At 48.9% G+C, this 21037-nt stretch carries 16 protein-coding genes and 1 pseudogene; 11 read left to right on the top strand and 6 right to left on the bottom strand.

Going from position 1 to position 21037, the window contains the following annotated elements:
* Positions 1-295: pseudogene (locus tag C6Y40_RS03310) on the bottom strand (IS4 family transposase); the annotation flags it as partial.
* 309 nt (positions 296-604) lie between these two features.
* Between C6Y40_RS03310 and C6Y40_RS03305 the strand changes: the two are divergent.
* Positions 605-745: a hypothetical protein gene (locus C6Y40_RS03305; protein ID WP_205664740.1), complete on the top strand. Its 141-nt coding sequence runs from the start codon at positions 605-607 to the stop codon at positions 743-745.
* Between the two features lie 32 nt (positions 746-777).
* Here C6Y40_RS03305 and C6Y40_RS03300 read toward each other — a convergent pair whose 3' ends face one another.
* The 3 genes from C6Y40_RS03300 to C6Y40_RS03290 form a co-directional block, all read right to left on the bottom strand.
* Positions 778-1554 (bottom strand): hypothetical protein, encoded by a 777-nt coding sequence (locus tag C6Y40_RS03300; RefSeq protein WP_105933334.1) that lies wholly within the window; start codon positions 1552-1554, stop codon positions 778-780.
* 550 nt (positions 1555-2104) lie between these two features.
* Positions 2105-3535, bottom strand: coding sequence for a sugar porter family MFS transporter (locus tag C6Y40_RS03295; RefSeq protein WP_105933333.1), 1431 nt, complete (start codon positions 3533-3535; stop codon positions 2105-2107).
* Positions 3535-4605 carry a glycoside hydrolase family 43 protein gene (locus C6Y40_RS03290; RefSeq protein WP_170308397.1) on the bottom strand — a complete coding sequence of 357 codons (1071 nt, stop codon included), beginning with the start codon at positions 4603-4605 and terminating at the stop codon, positions 3535-3537. Before C6Y40_RS03290 ends, C6Y40_RS03295 begins: the two co-directional genes overlap by 1 nt.
* 374 nt (positions 4606-4979) lie before the next feature.
* Here C6Y40_RS03290 and C6Y40_RS03285 point away from each other — a divergent pair, with 374 nt between their 5' ends.
* From C6Y40_RS03285 to C6Y40_RS03255, 7 genes are all read left to right on the top strand, one after another.
* Positions 4980-5987, top strand: coding sequence for a C4-dicarboxylate TRAP transporter substrate-binding protein (locus C6Y40_RS03285; RefSeq protein WP_105933337.1), 1008 nt, complete (start codon positions 4980-4982; stop codon positions 5985-5987).
* The gene (locus C6Y40_RS03280) at positions 5984-6451 is read left to right on the top strand and encodes a TRAP transporter small permease (protein WP_105933331.1); all 468 of its coding nucleotides are present in this window, start codon (positions 5984-5986) and stop codon (positions 6449-6451) included. The genes C6Y40_RS03285 and C6Y40_RS03280 overlap by 4 nt, the downstream gene beginning before the upstream one ends.
* The gene (locus tag C6Y40_RS03275) at positions 6448-7734 is read left to right on the top strand and encodes a TRAP transporter large permease (protein ID WP_105933330.1); all 1287 of its coding nucleotides are present in this window, start codon (positions 6448-6450) and stop codon (positions 7732-7734) included. Before C6Y40_RS03280 ends, C6Y40_RS03275 begins: the two co-directional genes overlap by 4 nt.
* Before the next feature lie 24 nt (positions 7735-7758).
* Positions 7759-8967 carry a D-mannonate dehydratase ManD gene (gene manD, locus C6Y40_RS03270; protein WP_105933329.1) on the top strand — a complete coding sequence of 403 codons (1209 nt, stop codon included), beginning with the start codon at positions 7759-7761 and terminating at the stop codon, positions 8965-8967.
* A gap of 447 nt (positions 8968-9414) precedes the next feature.
* Positions 9415-12444 (top strand): TonB-dependent receptor, encoded by a 3030-nt coding sequence (locus tag C6Y40_RS03265; protein ID WP_205664739.1) that lies wholly within the window; start codon positions 9415-9417, stop codon positions 12442-12444.
* Between the two features lie 52 nt (positions 12445-12496).
* On the top strand, positions 12497-14056 hold the full coding sequence (locus C6Y40_RS03260) for a tryptophan halogenase family protein (RefSeq protein ID WP_105933328.1): 1560 nt from the start codon (positions 12497-12499) through the stop codon (positions 14054-14056).
* Positions 14053-15606, top strand: coding sequence for a tryptophan halogenase family protein (locus C6Y40_RS03255; protein WP_105933327.1), 1554 nt, complete (start codon positions 14053-14055; stop codon positions 15604-15606). The genes C6Y40_RS03260 and C6Y40_RS03255 overlap by 4 nt, the downstream gene beginning before the upstream one ends.
* A 457-nt stretch (positions 15607-16063) precedes the next feature.
* Here the strand turns inward: C6Y40_RS03255 and C6Y40_RS03250 are convergent, their stop codons facing one another.
* The gene (locus C6Y40_RS03250) at positions 16064-16924 is read right to left on the bottom strand and encodes a nucleotidyl transferase AbiEii/AbiGii toxin family protein (RefSeq protein ID WP_170308396.1); all 861 of its coding nucleotides are present in this window, start codon (positions 16922-16924) and stop codon (positions 16064-16066) included.
* Positions 16908-17939 carry a type IV toxin-antitoxin system AbiEi family antitoxin gene (locus C6Y40_RS03245; protein WP_105933325.1) on the bottom strand — a complete coding sequence of 344 codons (1032 nt, stop codon included), beginning with the start codon at positions 17937-17939 and terminating at the stop codon, positions 16908-16910. Before C6Y40_RS03245 ends, C6Y40_RS03250 begins: the two co-directional genes overlap by 17 nt.
* A 346-nt stretch (positions 17940-18285) precedes the next feature.
* Between C6Y40_RS03245 and dusA the strand changes: the two genes are divergently transcribed.
* The 3 genes from dusA (at position 18286) to pspA (ending at position 21035) form a co-directional block, all read left to right on the top strand.
* On the top strand, positions 18286-19332 hold the full coding sequence (dusA, locus tag C6Y40_RS03240) for a tRNA dihydrouridine(20/20a) synthase DusA (RefSeq protein WP_105933324.1): 1047 nt from the start codon (positions 18286-18288) through the stop codon (positions 19330-19332).
* A 188-nt stretch (positions 19333-19520) separates the two neighbouring features.
* Complete coding sequence (locus C6Y40_RS03235) at positions 19521-19799, top strand: hypothetical protein (RefSeq protein ID WP_105933323.1); 279 nt, start codon at positions 19521-19523, stop codon at positions 19797-19799.
* A 567-nt stretch (positions 19800-20366) separates the two neighbouring features.
* Complete coding sequence (gene pspA, locus C6Y40_RS03230) at positions 20367-21035, top strand: phage shock protein PspA (RefSeq protein ID WP_105933322.1); 669 nt, start codon at positions 20367-20369, stop codon at positions 21033-21035.
* Positions 21036-21037: the final 2 nt, after the last annotated feature.

Genomic DNA, 21037 nt, shown 5'->3' with positions numbered 1-21037 from the left:
CTGACCAGTCAACGGCAATGACAGGATGTTTACAGGTACAAAATAACCGGCAAATCATTGCATAGATAAACGGTACTTCACGCTGGAGGTGACCATTAGATAACAGCCGGTCAGCCCGCTTAATACGGTGTTTCTCATAGGCATTGGAACGGATACCGCGCCCCATACTGGTCACAGTGGCCGAACCGCTCTCAATCAAGCTTCGCACACAGGCGACAACGGCCTGTTTGCGGGTTTTATGCATTTTATGGCTGACAAAAGAGACAAGATTGTTCAATATAGAGCGTGCATTCATGGTGTTTTCTGTGTTGGTTTTTTTTGGCGAAAGATCTGATCACCAAATGCCATGAATGTTCCCTAACTCTTTGACTTTATTTTACTATTCGTGGGGATAGCTCAGTACTAAATAGTAGTGTTTAGTTTACTGCTTATTCGAGAGAAAAGAACGTCAATAGTGCCTATTTCAGTGCTTCCAACCCATACTGCAATTTAGCAATAGCTGGGAGGTTGCTATGACAACCGCAAGCAAACCTTGGAACATCCCCGAATTATTGGACAGAACCGACCGCTAAAGATCTCACACATATGGGGCATCCTCATCCGATTGGAATTGGAGGACCACAAAGAAGGCAAGGTTATCGCGGCATTAGCAAAATACTATCCGAAGCTGACAGCAAAAATGGTCATCGAAATGGACGACCACGTATCGCTGGCATCTGTGAAGGCGGAGCTAGAAGCGGCATGAATCAGGCTAATCTCATCAATAGACTAAATGAATCAGAAAGTCAGCAGCATATACATCCAGTAGGAGCCGTCGTCATTCATCATGGTAGTGGGGCTGGGGCCGCCGGTGATGCCGAATGGCCGAGTTTGCATCAGCTGCATGTAAAGAATAATTCCCGCTCTGTCGTCTTTACCAGTCAGGGTTACTTCGCATTTCTTTTGCATACAAGTAATATTAAGGATTTCCAGCCTGGGGTCGGTGCTGTTCATAATAATGTAATCATGAATGTTAACCTGAGCCTGCTCGCGCCAGGCAAAATCTTCTTCCATGGGTTGCTGTGCGAGCGGTTCGTTGAGCATGGCATTGTCCTTAAGTACCTCCTCAAACATGAAGCCACTGCTCTCTCCGAGCGTCGCTTCCATGCGGGATTTTAAATCCGCCTTGTGCAATTCAGCCCACTCATGCAGCTCCTGTTGAGCTGCGGGATAGTTGTCCTGAGCCATACGACGAAGATCTTCATAGGTCTGCTGTTCTGCGATTTGTTCATTACTGTAAGGCGCGCTGCTGTCCGGGTCAACGTCGGCTCTGGAATAAGGCGAAGGTTGCGATGTTGCAGGGGACGCAGACATTTTCGTTGAAGTACTTTCAACTGGCGATATAGGTTTTGTCTCCGAGTTTTCCGGCGCGGATGTCGGCAGGGAGGGCACTACTGACGAATCATCCGTTGATAATTCACTCACCGGCAAGGACGCAGTAGGCGCTGACGCTCTGCCGACCAAAAAACCAGATACAGCAGCGAAAACAATCAGGCTAATCCATAAAACTTTCATCGTACCTCCTGTACAAAATATGACTCTAATTTCTACGCTACTGTATCCGTAGGTAAATGAAAAGTAAAAGCCTTTTGAGAACCTCCCGATTGTTTAGCGAAATGTTACAACCTTTAATTTAACCGAAAGAGATAAGGCTTGAGAATCCTAGACACTTTCCATGTTCCTAAAATATTGCCGGCCATATTATATTGGTGACAATCATTCGTTGCTGGTACGTCGACGTTTGGGATTGTAGAACATTTCGATTTAATTGAACCTCGCCTGGCGAGCATCATCTCTGGTTTTATATTTAATTCACCTGAACACGTAGTTCAATAGACGTTACAGTAGTGTTGGTGCATTTATCTGAGTACTCAAGCATCACGACGCCCCTTTCCTGTTCATCGCTGGCCCTTTGCGCGGGCTGAATATGTGTCAGTAACGCCTAGTGCATCGGCATTGCAACGGATGTTGGTGCTTCCATAGGTAAATAAGCATAAAAAAGCCAGCGCAGAAGCGCTGGCAACACTGATTTTTATTATTGTAAACAGTGCGGGAGTGGGTACAGCTATCCCTGCATTTGTTCCAGCTCTTTACCTTTGGTTTCGTTAACAAACTTCACCACAAAAATTACCGACAGGAAGGCGAAAATGGCATAAATACCGTAAGCACCGCCTAAGCCAATACCGGCTAGTAGCATTGGGAAAGTAATGGTGATCAGGAAGTTTGAAGTCCATTGCACCAGGCCGCTTACCGCAAGGCCAGAACCACGGATCTGATTGGGGAACATCTCGCCCAGCATTACCCACATTACCGGGCCCCATGACATATTAAAGAAAAAGACATACAGGTTTGCCGCTACCAGTGCAGTGGTTCCCCAGTCACCCAGGATAAGCTTACCGTCTGGCCCTTGTGAGGCATTCAAAAAGGCTACTACCATTATGCCAAGGGTTATTGTCATGCCAATTGAGCCCCACTTGAGCAGTGGTTTACGGCCGATTTTATCAATTACCAGCAAGGTAAGAATACAGGCGGCAATACTGATAGCCCCACTTAACACATTGATTAGCAGAGCGTCCGACTCGGAAAAGCCAACCGCTTGCCACAGCACCGCACCGTAGTAAAACACGACGTTAATACCAACGAGTTGCTGAAACGCCGCCAGGCCCAAACCAACCCAAACAATGGGGCGCACCTTAGTGGTGTTATTGTCGATTAAGTCTTTAAGTTGAGGACGGTGATCGTCGGCCAGTGATTGCTTAATTTCGTTGAGTTTATGCGTGGCTGCATCATCGCCCAGTAAACGGGTGAGTACGCGGTGAGCTCGCTCGGTTTTGTTGCTGGATACCAGAAAACGCGGGCTTTCAGGTATAAACCATAGCATCACAAAAAACAGGGTTGCCGGAATAAGCTCAATCCAGAACATCCAGCGCCAGGCCTCAAAATTTAGCCACAGCGTATTGGTTGAACCGGCTGCTTCACCAGCCAGCATGTAGTTACTCAGAAATGCAGCAAACAAACCGCTGATAATGGCAATTTGCTGAATACTGGTAAGCATACCGCGGTAACGGGCCGGGGAGACTTCCGAAATGTACGCTGGCGCCATCACTGAGGCCGCACCTACCGCAAGGCCGCCAAGGACCCGGTAGATAACAAACTCAAAAGACGACGTAGCAATACCAGAGCCCCAGGCGCTGATGATAAACAGTACTGACGAGACAATAAGTAGCGCACGGCGGCCGTATTTGTCGGCAAAGCGGCCAGCAAAAAATGCCCCTACCGCACAGCCCAGCAGCATGCTGGAAACATTAAACCCGGTGCCGGCGCTGGCCGAGTTAAACGCTTGCTGTAAGCCATCTACGGTACCGTTGATTACCCCGCTGTCGAATCCAAACAGGAATCCGCCTATGGTGGCCACAATACTGATAAAAATAACAAAGCCGATATTTTCGCCCGACGGACTGTCCGTCGATGCTGGCGTGGCGGTTGATTCAAGCATTACTTCTGCTCCAGGTATGGATCGATGGTAACGATGCTGCCATCCGGGTTATAGGTGAGTTCGGTCATTTTTACGCTGCGTAAATGCGTTTGACCGCCGGATAATGAGCTGTCGTGATAGAACAGGTACCATTTACCCTTGAATTTGGCGATAGAGTGGTGGTTAGTCCAGCCTTCTACCGGTTGCAGGATCACGCCCTGATAGGTAAACGGGCCGTATGGATTATCGCCGGTTGCGTAAACAATTTTATGGGTATCGCCGGTAGAGTAAGAAAAGTAATACTTACCCTGGTATTTGTGTACCCAGGCTGCCTCAAAGAAGCGACGGTCATTATCGCCTTGCAGGATGGGACTGCCATCTTTATCGAGTAATTCAATTTCTTTAGGCGTTTCGGCGTAAGAAAGCATGTCATCCGCCATTTTGGCGATACGTGGTTTTACTGCCGGTGCATCATCGGCCGGATAAGCATCTTCCGGGTTATAAGTGCCGCCTTCATAGCGCTGTAGCTGACCACCCCAAATTCCCCCGAAATACATGTAGTACTCGCCGTCGTCATCTTTAAACACGGCGGGATCCATACTGTAACTGCCGGCAATCGGCTCCGGCTCGGGAGTGAACGGGCCTTCCGGCGTGTCGCTCACGGCTGCACCGATGTGGAAAACGTCGTTCTTGTCTTTAAGCGGGAAATACAGGTAGTACTTACCGTCTTTTTCGGCGGCATCCGGCACCCATAGCTGGCGTCCGGCCCAGGGAATATCCTTAACCGATAAGGCTACGCCATGGTCGGTCACTTCTCCGCCCACTTCGTCCATGCTCAGTATATGATAATCGCGCATGTCGAAATGATCGCCATTGTCGTTTTGCGGAATGCCTGATTCCACGTCATGAGAAGGATAAATATACAGGCGGCCGTTAAACACGTGGGCGGAAGGATCCGCGGTATAGATATGTTCTACTAACGGCTCGGCAAGGCCGCTTTTTACCTGTGGTTGTGTTTGTGGCTCAGCTTGAGCCTGAGTGCTCTGGGCTTCAACATTTTGTTGTTGTGGCTGACACGCTGTTAGCACCATGGCTGATAACAACGCAGAAAAGGTCAGTGAATATTTTGGTTGAAACGTCATAATACGCTCCCGGTCAGTGATTAAAATTCAGGGGCAAATAATGCAGCGACTGACGGCAATCGGCAATGTTAACGAGCTGTGAAACGATAAAAAGATAAAGCGGTAATGAATAACATAAATTTCACAATGTAAAGTGCTTATACTGCACTCGATTTTCGGCAATGGAAAAAATTCTTTTTTAAATAACGCTTTGCTAATTACTGGCTTTGCCGAGGATTTTTTCGGTCATCCAAAAAACGTTGCTGGAATGTGAAAAATGGCAATGTCGCCTGCCAACCACCAGCGCTATCCTGACGCCTTTACGCAGTAATTTAAGTAAATCTATGGTGACACAACATCGTCTGCTCAATTTGATTTTTGGCTTGCTGCTGGCTTTTTTTGCTACCGGTAGCAATGCAGATGCGGGGTCAGAAAAAGTGACGTCACTCAACGTGGTGACGTCGCTGAGTAGCAGCGATCCTATGTATAAAGGCCTGATGCACTTTAAGCAGATGGTCGAAACGGGCAGTAAGGGCTCACTTAGCGTTAACCTGTTTATTGGTTCTCAGCTCGGTAATGACGACGACATTCTGGAGCAGGCCATGGCGGGTGCTGGCATTGCTGTGCTGGTAGATGGCGGGCGTCTGTCTGTGTATGCCCATGAAATGGGCATTCTTGGCGCTCCTTATCTGGTGAACAACCTGGCTGAGCTACAACACCTGGTTGGATCTGATCTGTTTCAACAGTGGAATGGCAGCCTGCAGCAAAACGCCGGTTTACGTGTGCTGGCATTTAACTGGTGGCAGGGCGCACGGCATCTGCTAACCCAGCAGCCGGTAGCTCAGCCTGAGGATCTCAACGGACTAAGACTTCGCACGATCAGTGCGCCGGTTTGGATAAGTACCATCGAAGCCATGGGGGCTTCGCCCACACCATTGAGTTGGTCTGAAGTATACAGTGCTTTGCAGCAGCGCGTTATCGACGCCGGTGAAGCACAGCTTGCTGCTGTATGGGGCGCAAGGCTCTATGAAGTAATAAGTCATGTGACTAAAACTGGCCACATTCAACTAATCTCCGGCCTGGTGACCAGTGATGAATGGTTTAACCGGCTAACAGCCGCCGAACAAGATATCATCATCCACGCTGCCACTGCGGCAGGTAAGTATGCCACTTCTCAGGTACTTACTGCTGAAAATGACATCGAGGCTAAGCTAGCCGCAGCCGGCGTTTCAATATCAACCCCGCCGCTTGAGCCATTTTTACACGCTACGGAGTCAGTCTATCAGGCCCTCGGCTATAGCGAGCTGCGCCAGCAGGTTTGTGCATTGCTGGATGAGGGGAACGCCCAATGAACCACCTCGATAAGATAGAGCGCATAGTGTGTATTGGCTTGTTATCTGCCATTGTGTTGCTGGTCTTTGCGGCGGCAGTGATGCGCACTGTAGGCTTGCCGATTATCTGGTCGGTCGATATTGCCCAACTTCTGTTTGCCTGGCTGTGTATGCTTGGTGCTAATCAAACCTTAAAACACGCACAACATGCCACCGTGGATATTGCCACCCAATACCTGCCCGCACGTTGGCAGCGGCGGCTTTCAGGCCTGGCATCTCTTATCATGATCGGCGTGCTCGCCGTTATTGTTGTATATGGCATTGCGCTGTTTAACCTTAACCCTCAGCGAACGCTGGGTAGTACGTCTTTACCTTACCGCTACGTAGCCCTTGCACTCCCGGTAGGCGCCGGATTGATGCTGTTAACCCTGCTTGAACAAAGCTGGCTTAAGTGGTTTTCAAATAAACAGAGGGCGGCGCAATGATGATGCTGCTGGTTTTCTTAGCCTTGCTATTAGCCGGGGTGCCTCTGGCGTTTAGCCTGATGGCCAGCGGCCTGCTGTTTTTTGTGATGCATGACTCCTTACCGGCGCTGGTGGCCGTGCAGCGAATGGTATCGAGCAGTCAGAGTTTTCCATTACTGGCAGTGCCGTTTTTCATCCTGGCGGGGCACATTATGAATGCTTCGGGTATCACCACGCGGCTGATTAGCTTTGCTAATTTACTGGTGTGTTGGATCAGTGGTGGTCTGGCTCATGTCACTATTGTGCTCAGTGCTTTGATGGGCGGCGTGTCCGGGTCAGCGATTGCCGATGCGGCCATGCAGGCCCGTATTCTTGGTAAGCCTATGGAAGACTCCGGCTTACCGCGGGGCTTCAGTGCTGCCATTATCACCGTGAGTGCTTTGATCACGGCCTGTATTCCGCCCAGTATCGGCTTAATTTTGTATGGCTACATGGGCAATGTGTCGATTGGTAAATTGTTTATCGCCGGACTATTACCCGGCGCTTTGCTGACTATCGCACTGATGCTTTGTGTACGTTGGGTGGCAAGCTCTCAGAAGCTGGGTAACACCGAAACACAAAAGCCGCCGGCATTCCGGGAAGTAATGCACGCCGCCAGCCGTTGTAAGTGGGCGCTGTTATTCCCGGTATTGCTGATTGTTACCATTCGTTGGGGGATCTTCACGCCATCAGAAGCCGGTGCCTTTGCTGTGGTATACGCCGTTTTAGTCGGGCTATTTGCCTATCGGGAACTTACCTTTGCACAGCTGTACAGCGCCTTAAACGAAAGCGTACGGGATATCGGCATGATCATGTTGATTGTACTGGCAGCCGGCACGGTAGGTTATGTGATTGCCTTTCAACAACTACCGGTTGAGCTAGCCCAAAGCGTGTCGGCAGTAACCCAGTCGCCGCTGCTTGTGCTGATGATATGTTTGGCGCTGTTGCTGGTGATCGGTACGTTAATGGAGGGCACCATTACGGTACTGTTGCTCACTCCTATTCTGGTGCCCGTTATCCAAAGCGTGGGGATCGATCCGGTTCACTTTGGCATTTTACTCGTACTGGTAGTGACCTTTGGCGGTACTACACCGCCGGTGGGTATTGCCATGTACACCGTGTGCAACATCATGGATTGCTCGATCACTCAGTTTATTCGTCATGTCTGGCCATTCTATCTCACTGTGCTGGTGGTATTGCTGTTACTGGCATTGTTGCCCGAGCTGGTGCTGTTTTTACCCGACTATGTGTATGCCACGCCTTAACCAATTTGAAGATGAGACTTTATTATGAAAATTACTGATGCGTATGTGATTGTTTGTTCGCCTGGTCGCAACTTCGTTACCCTCAAAATAGTCACCGACGAAGGGGTATACGGTATTGGTGATGCAACACTCAACGGCCGTGAGAAAACGGTAGTCAGTTATCTTGAGGATTACCTTATCCCGGCATTAATCGGTAAGGATCCGGCCCGGATTGAAGATATCTGGCAGTATATTTATCGCGGTGCTTACTGGCGTCGTGGGCCAGTGGGTATGACAGCCCTGGCCGCTGTTGATATGGCTCTGTGGGATATTAAAGGCAAAGTGGCTGGCCTGCCGTTATACCAGTTACTCGGTGGCCGTAGCCGTGATCGCATCATGACATATACCCATGCCAACGGCAATGATCTGGCCTCAACGCTAGAAGCGGTGGGTGAAGCTATCGATCAGGGATATCAGGCGGTGCGCGTGCAGTCGGGTATACCTGGTATGGACAGCACTTACGGCGTTGCTAAAGACGGCAAAAAGTATGAGCCGGCGGATGCGGCGCTGCCATCCGAGGCGGTGTGGTCTACCGAAAAGTATCTCAATTTTGTGCCACACCTGTTCAGTGAAGTGCGTCGCCAGTATGGCGAAGAAATTCACCTGCTACATGATGTGCATCACCGCTTAACACCCATTGAGGCAGCGCGGCTGGGTAAGGAGTTGGAGCCTTATCATCTGTTCTGGATGGAAGATGTCGTGCCCGCTGAAAACCAGCAGGGCTTTGAGCTTATCCGCCAGCACACCACCACCCCACTGGCTGTGGGAGAAGTGTTTAACTCTATTCATGACTGTAAGGAGCTTATCCTTAATCAGTCGATTGACTATATTCGCTCTACGCTGGTTCACGCCGGCGGCATTACGCAAATGCGCCGGATAGCCGATTTAGCGGCCCTCTACCATATTCGTACTGGTTTTCATGGTGCGACCGATCTGTCTCCGGTATGCATGGGGGCCGCACTTCACTTTGATTACTGGGTGCCTAACTTTGGTATTCAGGAGCATATGCCGCACAGCGAACTGATGGAATCGGTGTTCACTTTTGACTACCAGTTTGACCGTGGTTTCTTCACGCCGGGTGAAGCGCCCGGCCATGGTGTGGATATCGATGAAAAGCTGGCAGCAAAATATCCTTACCAGCGAGCGGCGCTACCAGTTAACCGACTCGAAGACGGCACGCTGTGGCATTGGTGATCGTTTTTTCTTATTAAAACCGACTCAGGACAACCCATTTGTAGGTTAAAAAAAAGGTTAATTTTGAATTGAGGTGAAAGGTTATCGGGGCGATTGTCACCCTGAGGCATGCTTTTGTTTATGTGATTATTTTACATGGTAATTTTTTATTAATGTTATTTAAGCAAAAGCAATAAACTTACCAATAAACGTAAATTAAATGTTAATATAATAAGTTAATAATACCCTCCGGAATGAGTTGTACAAAGGAAACTCTGACACTCGATTGCGAACTCGATTGTAAATTCACAGTTGCCTCAATAAAGGCTGAGAATCACTGAAACCGGAGGGCTGCTACACATGCCTAAATCAAAAAGCAGAAATTTAAATTCACAAAGTGAGCAAAACGGCTTGATGCCAGGGGAGTCATTCCCGCGGTTTAAAAGGTCGGTGCTTGCCGCTGCTATTATGTCTTGTACCACAGCGGTAATGGCGCAAGAGGCAGTTGATGAAAGCAAAGAAAGCGAGGACGAGAGCGCTGTAGAGGTGATCTCGGTAACGGGTCAACGTCAGTCGCTGGAAAGCGCCATCGACTTAAAGAAGAATGCCGATACCATTGGTGATTCTATTGTCCTTGATGAAGCTGGCAAAGTCCCCAGTACCTCATTGTTAGAAATTCTGGAACGTTCACCGGGTGTTACCATGAACCGGGTTAGAGCGGGCAGCGAAGGCTCACCAGATGGTTTCGCCTTCGAAGGTTCAGGTATTCAGGTACGCGGCTTAAATAAGTCCAAAACACTGATCAACGGGCGCGAAGTATTTTCCGCTAACGGTGGTTCAGGGCTGAGCTGGGCAGATGTAGGCCCGGAGCTGCTAAAAGCGGTAACCGTATATAAAGCCAGCCGCGCCGATCTGATTGAAGGTGGTGTGGCCGGTACAGTAAACCTGCAAACCCGTATGCCTTTTGACTTTGAAGGCTTTAAAGCGAATGGCTCAGTAACGGCCGATTACGGTGACTTTTCTGAAGAGCTAACCCCAGCTTATTCTGGTCTTATCTCAGATCGCTGGGAAACTGACTACGGCGAATTTGGTGTGTTACTCAATATGGGTTACTCAAAAATCGCCTCGCACGACAGTAATATTATTATTCCGCCGTACCACGCGACCAACTACAACGGCCAGCGCGTATATGCCCCTGCCGGAGTGCGTTTTACCCAGGACCAGTTTGAGCGTGAACGGACCGGCTATTACGCAGCCCTGCAGTGGAAGCCAAGAGAAAACCTGGAATTCTTCCATACTACCTTTATATCAGAACGTGAAAGTAACCGTGACAGTCAGATCATGACTATTGAGCCGGGTGCGCCGGTAGGCGTGCTTGATGGTGCGCAGTTTGATGGTGACGTATTCGTTAGCGGTGCAATTTCCAGCACTAACCTTACTTCTGGCTTGCCAGTGGCAATGAACTCTAGCTTTACGCCGGGCTTCAGTAAAACAGCTGATCACAGCTTTGGCTTTGAATACGAGTCGGATTACTGGGATTTAAGCGGTAGCTATCAGTACGTTAAAGCGGAATCTCGTTCGGGCAAGTACAGCCTGGGTGGTGCGGTGCTTGAGAATATTATTGAAACCAATATGGACTTAACCGGCAGTCGTCCGGCGGTAACCTTTGGTAATCCGCTGTCTACCGATCCGGCGAATACCGGTATGTCGCGGATTAACTGGCTGGATATGGAAAATGAAGGCGATGCGCACGCGTTCCAACTGGATGCCAGTTTCTATCTTGAGCATGACTTCTTCCGTAAAGTCGCAGTGGGCGGCCGGGTAGCCGACCGTGAAGAATCAGATAGCTTTGTAGGTACCTGGTGGTCGGCCACAGGTCGTAACTGGAACGGTGTACCCAGAGCATTTGTTGATACGGCACCGGAAGGCGATTTCTATTTAGAAGAATTTTCCGACTTCTTTAAAGGTGATGTACAGGCGCCAGGCGCTGTATGGGTAGGTACCGACCAAATCAACTCTGCCGACCAGTTTGCGCGTGTTTATAACACTTATACCGCTTGTGGACCAGACCTGTATTACCAGTGTAGTGATCCGGAAGCGAGTAATTATATCTACGGCAACCCGCCAAACCGTAACTTTGATCAGCGTCCGTCTTTCTACGATACCAAACATAAAACCCAGTCGTTATATGCCATGGTAGGGTTCGAGAATTACGGTGATTCGTTCTGGTCTAACTTTACCGGTAACTTTGGTGTGCGTTGGGTGAATTATGATATTGAGAGTATGGGTAACTTTGCTTTCAATGGCGGTGCGCGCTACTACGCCAGTGTTGCTGATGCTCAGGCGTCGGTAGAAGCCATGGGCGGATTGTCTAATATTCTTGCCTGGCAGGAGGCCAACGAAGGGGTGCAACCACCGTTTACCCGCGAGAGTGTCGGGTTTGAAAACGAACGAGTGGGTGAATTGACGAAAGACTACTTCCTGCCATCCTTCAACATTAAGTTTGAACCGGTTGAAAACTGGATTGTTCGCTATGCGTTTACCAAAACCCTAACGCCACCGCGTTATCCGGACATCCGGGCTCAGGGTATTGCCTCAGTACAAACCACTGAGAATGTAATTAACCAGGAGCTGGATGCGTTGTATCCGGATGATGATGTATCGATTCCGGCCATCTTCTCGGGCTACACCAACACCTCTGGTAACCCGTTCCTTGAACCGGAAATTGCATATAACCATGATATATCGGTGGAGTGGTACCCGCGTAAAGGCTCTTCGGTGCATCTATCGCTGTTCCATAAAACCATTGAAAATTACATCACGTTCAACAACTTCTCTGGCCCGGGGGCGGAGTATTTTAATGAAGACAGCTATCCGCAATCGGCGTTTACCGACGGCAGTGGAAGTAGCTTCCTGGATGGGCCGGTACAGAGCCGTACCAACTTTAACGCTGAGGAAGATACCATTATCAGCGGTTTCGAGTTGGGAGGCAGAACCTACTTCGATGACCTGCCGGGTTGGTTAAGCGGCTTTGGTGTGGATGCCAACGTTACCTATATTGGCAATGATTCGCCGGATGCTTTCGCGCTGGATATTAATGGCGATGAGCTGAGTGTACCGGTGATTGGTTTGTCTGAATGGTCTTACTCAGCCACCTTACTTTACGATAAAGGCGATCTGAGTGCGCGTCTGGCCTATAACTGGCGTGATCGTTACCTGACTACCACCAACGACTCAGGTACTACGCGGGTGTATACCGACCCGTTCAGCGGTGACGATATTCAAATCGGTCTGCCGGTTTACGCAGCGGCTATTGGGCGTCTGGATGCCAGTGTTTCGTATCGGGTGACTGACGCTATCAACGTTAAGCTGAACGTACAGAACCTGACCGACGAAGACCAGCGTACCGAGATGGAAATCCTCGACGGCGTGTTTGTCGACCGGGCCGTGTTTGTGACCGACCGTCGTATCAGCCTGCACGTTGGATTTGACTTCTAAGCAGGGTGTTGAGATGGTTCAAACTAAGTTGTAAATAAAAGGTAAATGTAAGATGAGAAAGAGTGTATTGATCGTTGGCGGCGGTACCGCAGGCTGGATAACCGCGGCTTACATGGCGCGGATGCTGGCAGCAGACACCCCCGGCGGCGTATCAATCACTCTGGTCGAATCTGAAGAAATCGGTATCCTCGGCGTAGGCGAGGGTACCTTTCCTATCATCCGTAAAACCATGGGCCGTATAGGCCTGGATGAAAGTGATCTGATTAAACACGCGGATGCTACCTTCAAACAGGGCATCCGTTTTAATAACTGGAAGAAAAATCCCGCTGACGACCCGAATGACAGCTACTTTCACCCTTTTCAGGTAGCATCTCAGCATACTGATATGGATTTGTTGCCCTACTGGTTGTTAGGTGTCGCCGGGGATGTGCCCTGGTCTGAATGCTGCACAGTACAGGAACGGGCGGTGGAGGCTAAGCTGGCACCCAAGTTAATATCGCATCCCAATTATGAGGCGCCCCTTAATTACGCTTACCATTTTGATGCGACCAAGCTGGCAGCGTTAGTACGCCGTCGGGCGATGGAGATGGGGGTTAAACGACTAATCGATACCATTGACGATGTGAAGCTCGATGAAGGCGGTGCCATTGCATCGGTTACCGCCAGAGAGCATGGCGAACTCACTGCCGATCTGTTTATTGACTGCACCGGCTTCAGAGCCAGACTCATTGGTGAAACCCTGGGGTCGGAATTTACTTCCTATAAAAATGAGTTGTTCTGCGACCGGGCGGTAGCTTTGCAGGTGCCTTATGAACAAGCCGGCGGCCCCATTCCATCCTGTACTTATACTACAGCCAAAGATTACGGCTGGATTTGGGATATTGGTTTGCATGAACGGCGTGGACTGGGATATGTGTATTCCTCAAAGTACTGCGATGAAGAAACCGCAGTGGCTACCCTCAAAGCGCATATCGGGCCAGCGGCCGATAACCTGCAACACCGCTTACTGAAATTTGAGCCGGGTTATCGTAAAACCCAGTGGCATAAAAACTGTGTAGGGATAGGCTTGTCGGTGGGCTTTATTGAGCCGCTCGAAGCTACGGGGATAAGCTTTGCGGAAGTGGCCGCATTGATGCTGTGTAATCTGTTTCCGTGGTCCGGTGATTATGAGCGTTCTGCTACCCAGTTTAACAACGCCATGAGTAAACGCTTCGAACACGTAAAAGACTTCATTAAGCTCCACTACTATCTTACTGACCGCGACGATACGGCATTCTGGCGTGACAACCAGGATCCGGCCACAGCTTCTGAGTACCTTAAGGGGAAGCTGGAACAGTGGCGTCACCGGCCGCCTTCGTTTTTAGACATTGACGCCAGCCACGATATTTTTGATGAAAACAGCTGGCAATATATTCTTTATGGCATGGGCTTTAAAACCGATATTTCGGCCCGTGAAGGCGCGTTGCGTTTCTTTGATGATGCACGTAACGAGTTTGCCAGCATTCGCCAGCAAAGTGAGAATGCCAAACGGGCAGTGCCTACCCATCGCGATTTGGTGAGTGAGGTATGCCAGAATGGCTTTAAACCACAGCCGCGGAGGGCCCGTCGATGAGCCACTCAGCTAACCCCGTTAATACACCTGAAGTAAAACGCGTGGTGATAGTGGGAGGAGGCTCCTCAGGCTGGATGTGTGCAGCCGCCATTGCTCGCATTGCGCCGCCGGAAACCCGCATTACCCTGGTGGAATCTGAGGATATCGGCGTGATAGGCGTGGGTGAAGCCACCATTCCAACGTTGATGGAGTTTAATGATTTTCTCGGCATTAAAGAGCACGATTTACTCCGCGAGTGCCAGGGTACTTACAAACTGGGCATCGACTTTGTCGACTGGTATCAAAAAGGCGAGAGCTATTTTCATCCCTTTGGCTTTTACGGCCGCGATACGCCGGAGTTCTCCTTTCACCAACTGTGGCTGCGCTTAAATGCAATGGCTGAAAAAGGCGAAATCCCTGCCGATGCCCCTGGCATTATCAGCGACTATAATTTGTGTAGCGTAGCGGCTAAGCAAGGGCGTTATGCGCCGCCTCAGGGGGGCGCTGATACCATCTTATCGACCATGCGTTACGCCTATCATTTTGATTCTGCCCGCTATGGTCAGATGCTCCGGCGCTATGCCGAGCAACGCCATGTAGAACGCATTGAAGGCATTGTTAACAGTGTTGAACGGGATCACAATACGGGCCTGCTACAATCAGTAACGCTAAACAGCGGGCAGGTGCTGCAAGGTGACCTGTTTGTTGATTGCAGCGGCTTCAAGGCACTGTTGATTGATGGTGCGATGCAAAGCGAATTTGTCGACTGGCATCACTATTTACCCTGCGACCGGGCTATTGCTGTGCAAACCAAATTAGCCGGTGCGCCTGACCCGTTTACCCGTTCCACTGCCGACGATGCGGGTTGGCGCTGGCGCATACCACTGCAAACCCGGTTAGGGAATGGCCATGTGTATAGCAGTGACTTTATGGAGCACGACGAGGCACTGCAAAAGTTACTTGCCGGTGTTGAGGGAGAACCGGTTACTCAACCGCTTCCACTTAAGTTTCGTACCGGGCATCGCAAAGCATTCTGGGACAAGAATTGCGTGGCTATCGGCCTGGCCGGCGGATTTATCGAACCGTTGGAATCCACCAGTATTCACCTTACTCAAATGGGGATCCAGCGATTAGTGAATTTGTGGCCGGGGCGCGGCTGTAACCGTTCAGAGATAGCGCAGTACAATGCGTTAATGACCGCCGACTATGAGCGCCTGCGCGACTTTATCGTACTTCACTATAATGCTACCGAGCGCGAGGATACTGAATTCTGGCGCTACGTAAAGCATATGGCTATTCCGGACTCGCTGGCGGCCAAGCTTGAAATATTCCGCAGCAGTGGCCGGGTGATCCCGTCCCCCGAAGATCTGTTTACGCCGCATAGCTGGCTGGCCGTGATGCTGGGGCAGGGGATATACCCGCAAAACTACGATGTGCTGGTGGATCGGGTGCCTGCACAGGCGTTACTTAAAAACATGCAAATGCTGCGCATGTCTGTAGCGAAAACGGCCGGGTCTATGCCTACTCACGAGGAGTTTATCCGCCGTTATTGCCAGGCCTCGGCCGCATAATTCTGTTGCGCAATGCTAAGGAAGCAATGAGGGGAAGGCAAAGCCCCTCTATTTCAGAGCTTTTGGTATCAGTTCAATCTGGCTGCGCTCTCTATTACCCTTCAGCGTTCCTGCAGTACACCTTACTCCACGCCAATGTAAAAGCGGTTTTACTATTACTGAACCCCATCAGCCCTTTGTTTTCCTGCGCCGGGGCAAGTAAACTATGCGGCCCCATCGCCATGGATCTGCTTGATGGTTATGTCAGAAGTTAGTTTTCAATATAAATCGCAGAGGTAATGGTTGTGTCTATCGGTCCCTTAGATCGTAAAATTTCAGTGGCTCCAATGCTCGATAGCCAGGACTAACATACAATAGCGTTGATTTATAAGGTGATTTCAACAAAAAGTGACAATTGTTGTATTCCCATTGTGTTTCTCAGTCTACTGAAATAGACGGAAAAAACCAGAAACCCACGTTAGTTTTTTTCTTCATTTAATTGTTCTTTGATTATTTCAATCAGCGTCTCAGCTTCCTCGAAGCCTGCACGGGTGAACTTAGTGATATCAGTCTTGAGGCGTTCCAATACTCGTTCATTGTTGAGCAGAGTCTGCCTGATATAGTTTAAGGTATCGTCGAGTGCTATAGCAGCGACCTCATCAGCGAGCATCATTGCACTGGCTTTCATATCGTCATAATTCTGTAAATCCATGTACTCGCGCTCATAAAGGGCTTCAAATACGTCGGGAATTTTACCGTAGTGTTTTATGACGTAATAAATATCGATAGCGTCCTTTCCCTGGTACTCGCGACCTCGTTCTGTCCAGGCGATGAGTTTGAGTAACAGGATGCCAGCCGGAGAGGCTACTTTCACGCTAAGCGTAGGTTCTCTGGTAAGGAGCACGTCCCAGGCATGTTTGTATACTTCATCAAAGCCTAACACACTCATTTGAAAAGCATGTTCTGGCGGCCAGGTGATCTGGCCCTCGGCGTCACTGACGCCCCCAAATGGAATAAGGTCGATTTCCCAGGGGTGGCCGTCACTGTCAGTAGTATTGAGTTGATGTATTTTCATTGGGTGTGCTGTAAACCCAGATTGGATCAGGGTATCTCGCATTTTTTGGTAATGTTCCCAACTCGGCACTTTCAGGCCGAAATCCACATCCCGCGTGCCGCGTTCAATCGCAGCGCTATAACCATGAACTAAAATTATATCCCTTGCCGTCGCACCTACGATTAGTAGTGGTATGTCTAAGGCTATGGCAACCCGCTGAATTCGGCCATAAACCTCAACCAGTCCTTCTGGTAGTTTGTTGCTGACATTAAGCGAGATAGTCATTGTAGATCCTTTTGGCGGTTTCCAGATTACGAGGGTCGTCGCTATTGAGCAATTCTGCATAGACCAGTAAAGGCGTGGCATAGCCTGGTAATTTACCTTTAATCTTCTCAATTGCGACAGGCGGCTCTACAACCCTGATTGGGGTAACCTCTGTTTCATTGGCATGTAGTCGGCGCAGTCTGAATTTTTTTAACAGTGTTTTATGCGCCTCGGCATCTGCGTAGATTTGATAGGTTTTCGGTTTGAGGTAATGGGTATAAGCGTCGGCAGCAACCTCACCGCCCCAAAGTGCACCGTATGGTTCAAGCGGGGTATTGCGGATTTCAGTTAAATCTTGAGCGACATAGAGAGCCTGTTTCAGCTTTGCTTCCATGTTGTGAGGGTAAGCATCCAGCCATCGTGTGAGGAGTAGGTCTTGTTCATTGAGCACGCCCCCCTTTTTCCCTTTGTCGATAATAAAGGTAAGTTGCTTAAGATCATCTAAAACTTGTTTTACAGTGCCCAAAGCAATTTCAGCTTGTTCCGCAAGTACCCGCATTGGCTGATTAACTAGCTCAGGCTTCAATAACAGCATCATCACCAGTTTCATCCCTTTAGGCTGGAAAGCCTTACCTGTTAGCTGGCGAGTTAGTTGTATCTGATGCTCTGGCGGTGGTTTACGGCCCCGAATGTCTATATAAATCGGTGGATGATTGAGGTGAGCGTTTCCCGCGAGATCTAAGTAATCTACCTGCATTTCCCGACAAAGTTCGGCAATATTTTCATTAATGTAGGGGGCAATGATGAGCGCTTTTTCATCATGAAGCACCGTTTTACCTTTTGTGAGCTTTGCCAGCATCTGACGTGTGAGTCTTTTGTTTAATTCAACGCCCCAGGTAAACTTTTGTTGTCGGTTGGTAATAGCTAGATGCCCGTCGATTCCCCTATCAATCTTTTCTTGGTCATAAGTGTAGGTGACGTTTAAGTTTGTTGTTGCGGCTAACAGTTCGGCTGCTTCAGCTAATAGAGTGTCCATATGTTCACTTATTGATATTGTTCATTACCACTGAACAATGCACTAAAGTGAACAGTGTGGCAATATGTTGTTCATTAATTTTATTTGTTCATTTATTTTGAACATTGTTTAAAAGTGAACATTAAGAAAAGTCGGCGCGTTTCTGTCTGACCCTGGCGATGTAACACGCCGTTTTTTCTCGTCCCTTTACTTATGCTAATATTAGCCATCTTATTTTCACTCACTTTAAGTGTAACGCTGCCCAAAAGTATTCCCCTATTTGGGCACCGAGTTCCCTTGAAAGGGGACAAAACAGTGTGAAAATGCTCAACTCTTGAATGTTTAGTTTACCTGAGGAACGCCGTAAGTGGCTGATGTAAAAGATTTAAATAGAAAACTTGCGAAACCCACTTTGGACAGGCGAGTCTCTGTCGCTCCTATGCTGGACTGGACAGACAGGCATTGCCGGTACTTCTTGCGGTTGATATCCCGCCACACTCTGCTGTATACCGAGATGGTCACCAGCGGCGCAATTATTTATGGCAAGGGCGACTATCTTGGCTTTAACGAAGAGGAGCATCCTGTGGCGGTACAACTTGGCGGCTGCGATCCGGAGCATATGACACAGTGCGCGGTTAAGTCACAGGAATACGGCTATGATGAAGTGAATATCAACGTTGGTTGCCCTTCCGATCGGGTAAAAAACGGCAGCTTCGGGGCTTGTCTGATGGCCCAGCCCCAGGTGGTGGCAGATTGCGTAAAAGCCATGCAGGCCGAAGTGGATATTCCGGTTACTGTTAAATGCCGGATTGGCATTGATGATATGGACGAGTACGAAGACTTCAGCCGGTTTATTGATGTGGTGGCCGGCGCCGGGTGCGATACGTTTATTGTACATGCCCGTAAAGCCTGGCTGCAGGGACTCAGTCCGAAAGAAAATCGCGATATTCCGCCACTCAACTATGAGCGGGTGTACCAATTAAAATCGCAACATCCCGAACTGAACATTTCAATCAACGGCGGTATTACCAGCCTGGAGCAGGCCGAAGGGCACCTTAATCAGGTCGATGGCGTAATGATTGGCCGTGAGGTTTATTCAAATCCCTACATTCTGGCAGAGGTTGATAAGCGCTTTTACGGCAATACTGCGCAGCCGCTGGACCGCGCAGAGATTGTCCGCTTAATGCAGGCTTATATTGAGCGCCAGGATGCACCGTATTTTAAACCCTGGCATGCCGCCCGACATATGCTCGGCCTGTTTCAGGGGCAACCGGGTGGCAGAGTGTGGCGACGCTACCTGAGTCAGAAAGGCACTGGCAAGAATCCGGATCCGAATTTGTTGATGAATGGTTTAGCGGCAATGCAGGAAACCGCATCGAAAGCTATTGAGTATCAAACTAAAGAGGTTGGTTAATTTCACAACCTTATTTGGTTAAATTAACCAATAGTTGGTACGCTTCTTTTTTGTACGATAATTGGCATGCCAACACTAAAATTAAAAATCAATATATTTCAATTGCTTAAAATTTTTTGAAAGAATGGCACAGGTTTCGCTATCTAGTGTGTAACAAATCACTTGTTTAACTAAATAGAGGAAACACCATGAAAATCAAATCAATCATCATTACTTCAGTCGTTGCTTTAGGTCTGTCTGTAAGTGCTCAGGCAAATGCCCAGGAATCAGCAGTAGAGCGTTTAATGAGTAGCCTGATCTCCAGCGCAGTATCAGTAACTCAGGCCGAAATTAGCCGTGAAGTTCAGCAAAATATTGCTAATGCCACCTATCATGTATCACTGTCTGATGCGCCGGTAGGTAAAGTCTCTGTACAGGAACTGGCTGCCAATACTGAGCAAAACAACAAACAGGCTGATAGCGAGTAACAGGCGGCACTGGCTATGATGTTCAGCCATGCACTACTCGCCAGTTACGTAGTCCTTCTACCGATAGTCAGCATAGGCCTCTGCGCTCTGGTGACATCCGCGATACAAAGCTACGTACAAAGGGTCAGAAACATAAGACCCCATGTCTTACTAAGACAAATTCGAAGGCACAGGTAACCGTAAAAACGTTACCTGTTTTTTTTTGCACTGCTTTTTTCCTCTGCTAATCTTTGCTAATCCTCCAGTCTCTGTGTCCTTCTGCACGTCTTACCATAATGAATCCTTCACATCGCTGCTCTGAAGCTCTCCTATACGCCGACTGGTGCGGTTAATTGATGATTTAAACGCCTTATATGGCGTTGGATTAGGCTTTTGGTCAATTAGGCTAAGCCGTTAGTCAATTATGCCAATATGTGGTTCTGATAATTCAATATTCACTATGAGAAACACGTGTCTTTATTTTATTTCCTTATAATCAATGGCTTATAAGTTGGCATGCGAATTGTTATATCTAAGCAAGTGTTAAGTAACTTTTTAAACAACGTTTCGCCAATCGGAGATTTAATTATGGGAATGTTCACACGTATCAACGACATCATTCAGTCTAACATTAACGCGCTGCTGGATAAGGCAGAGGATCCTGAAAAAATGATCCGCCTGATTATTCAGGAGATGCAGGAAACCCTGGTGGAAATCCGTACGCTGGCTGCGCAGCATATTGCTGAGCAAAAGCACCTTAACCGCCAGATTGACAACCTGGAAAAACGCGCCGCTCACTGGCAGGAAAATGCAGAGCTGGCAGTCAGTAAAGGTAAAGATGATTTGGCTCGTGCAGCGCTGAAAGAAAAGAAAGAGCTGGAAGCGAAGCAAGCCGAACTGCAGGAGCAGTTACAGGTAATCGATGAAGCACTGTTGAAAGTGCAGGACGATACCGGCCGTTTAAACGAGAAGTTAAACGAAGCCAAAGCCAAGCAAAAAGCGCTGGCAGTACGTCGTCAGTCTGCCTCAGTAAGAATGCAGGCCAAACAGGCAACACACAGCGACAAGTTAGATAGCGTGATGGGCCGTTTCGATCACTATGAACAACGGGTTGATGAACTGGAAGCACGGGTTGAAGCCTACGATTTAACCGACAGCGCTGCAAAAAGCTCATTACAGGCTGAGTTCGACGCCCTGGAAAAAGACGAATCAATCGAGCAGGAACTGGCCGCGTTAAAAGCGAAAAAAGTCGCGTAAAC

Source organism: Marisediminitalea alba, assembly GCF_002993365.1.
Classification (GTDB): domain Bacteria; phylum Pseudomonadota; class Gammaproteobacteria; order Enterobacterales; family Alteromonadaceae; genus Alteromonas; species Alteromonas alba.
This window is presented reverse-complemented; position numbering and strand designations above follow the sequence as displayed.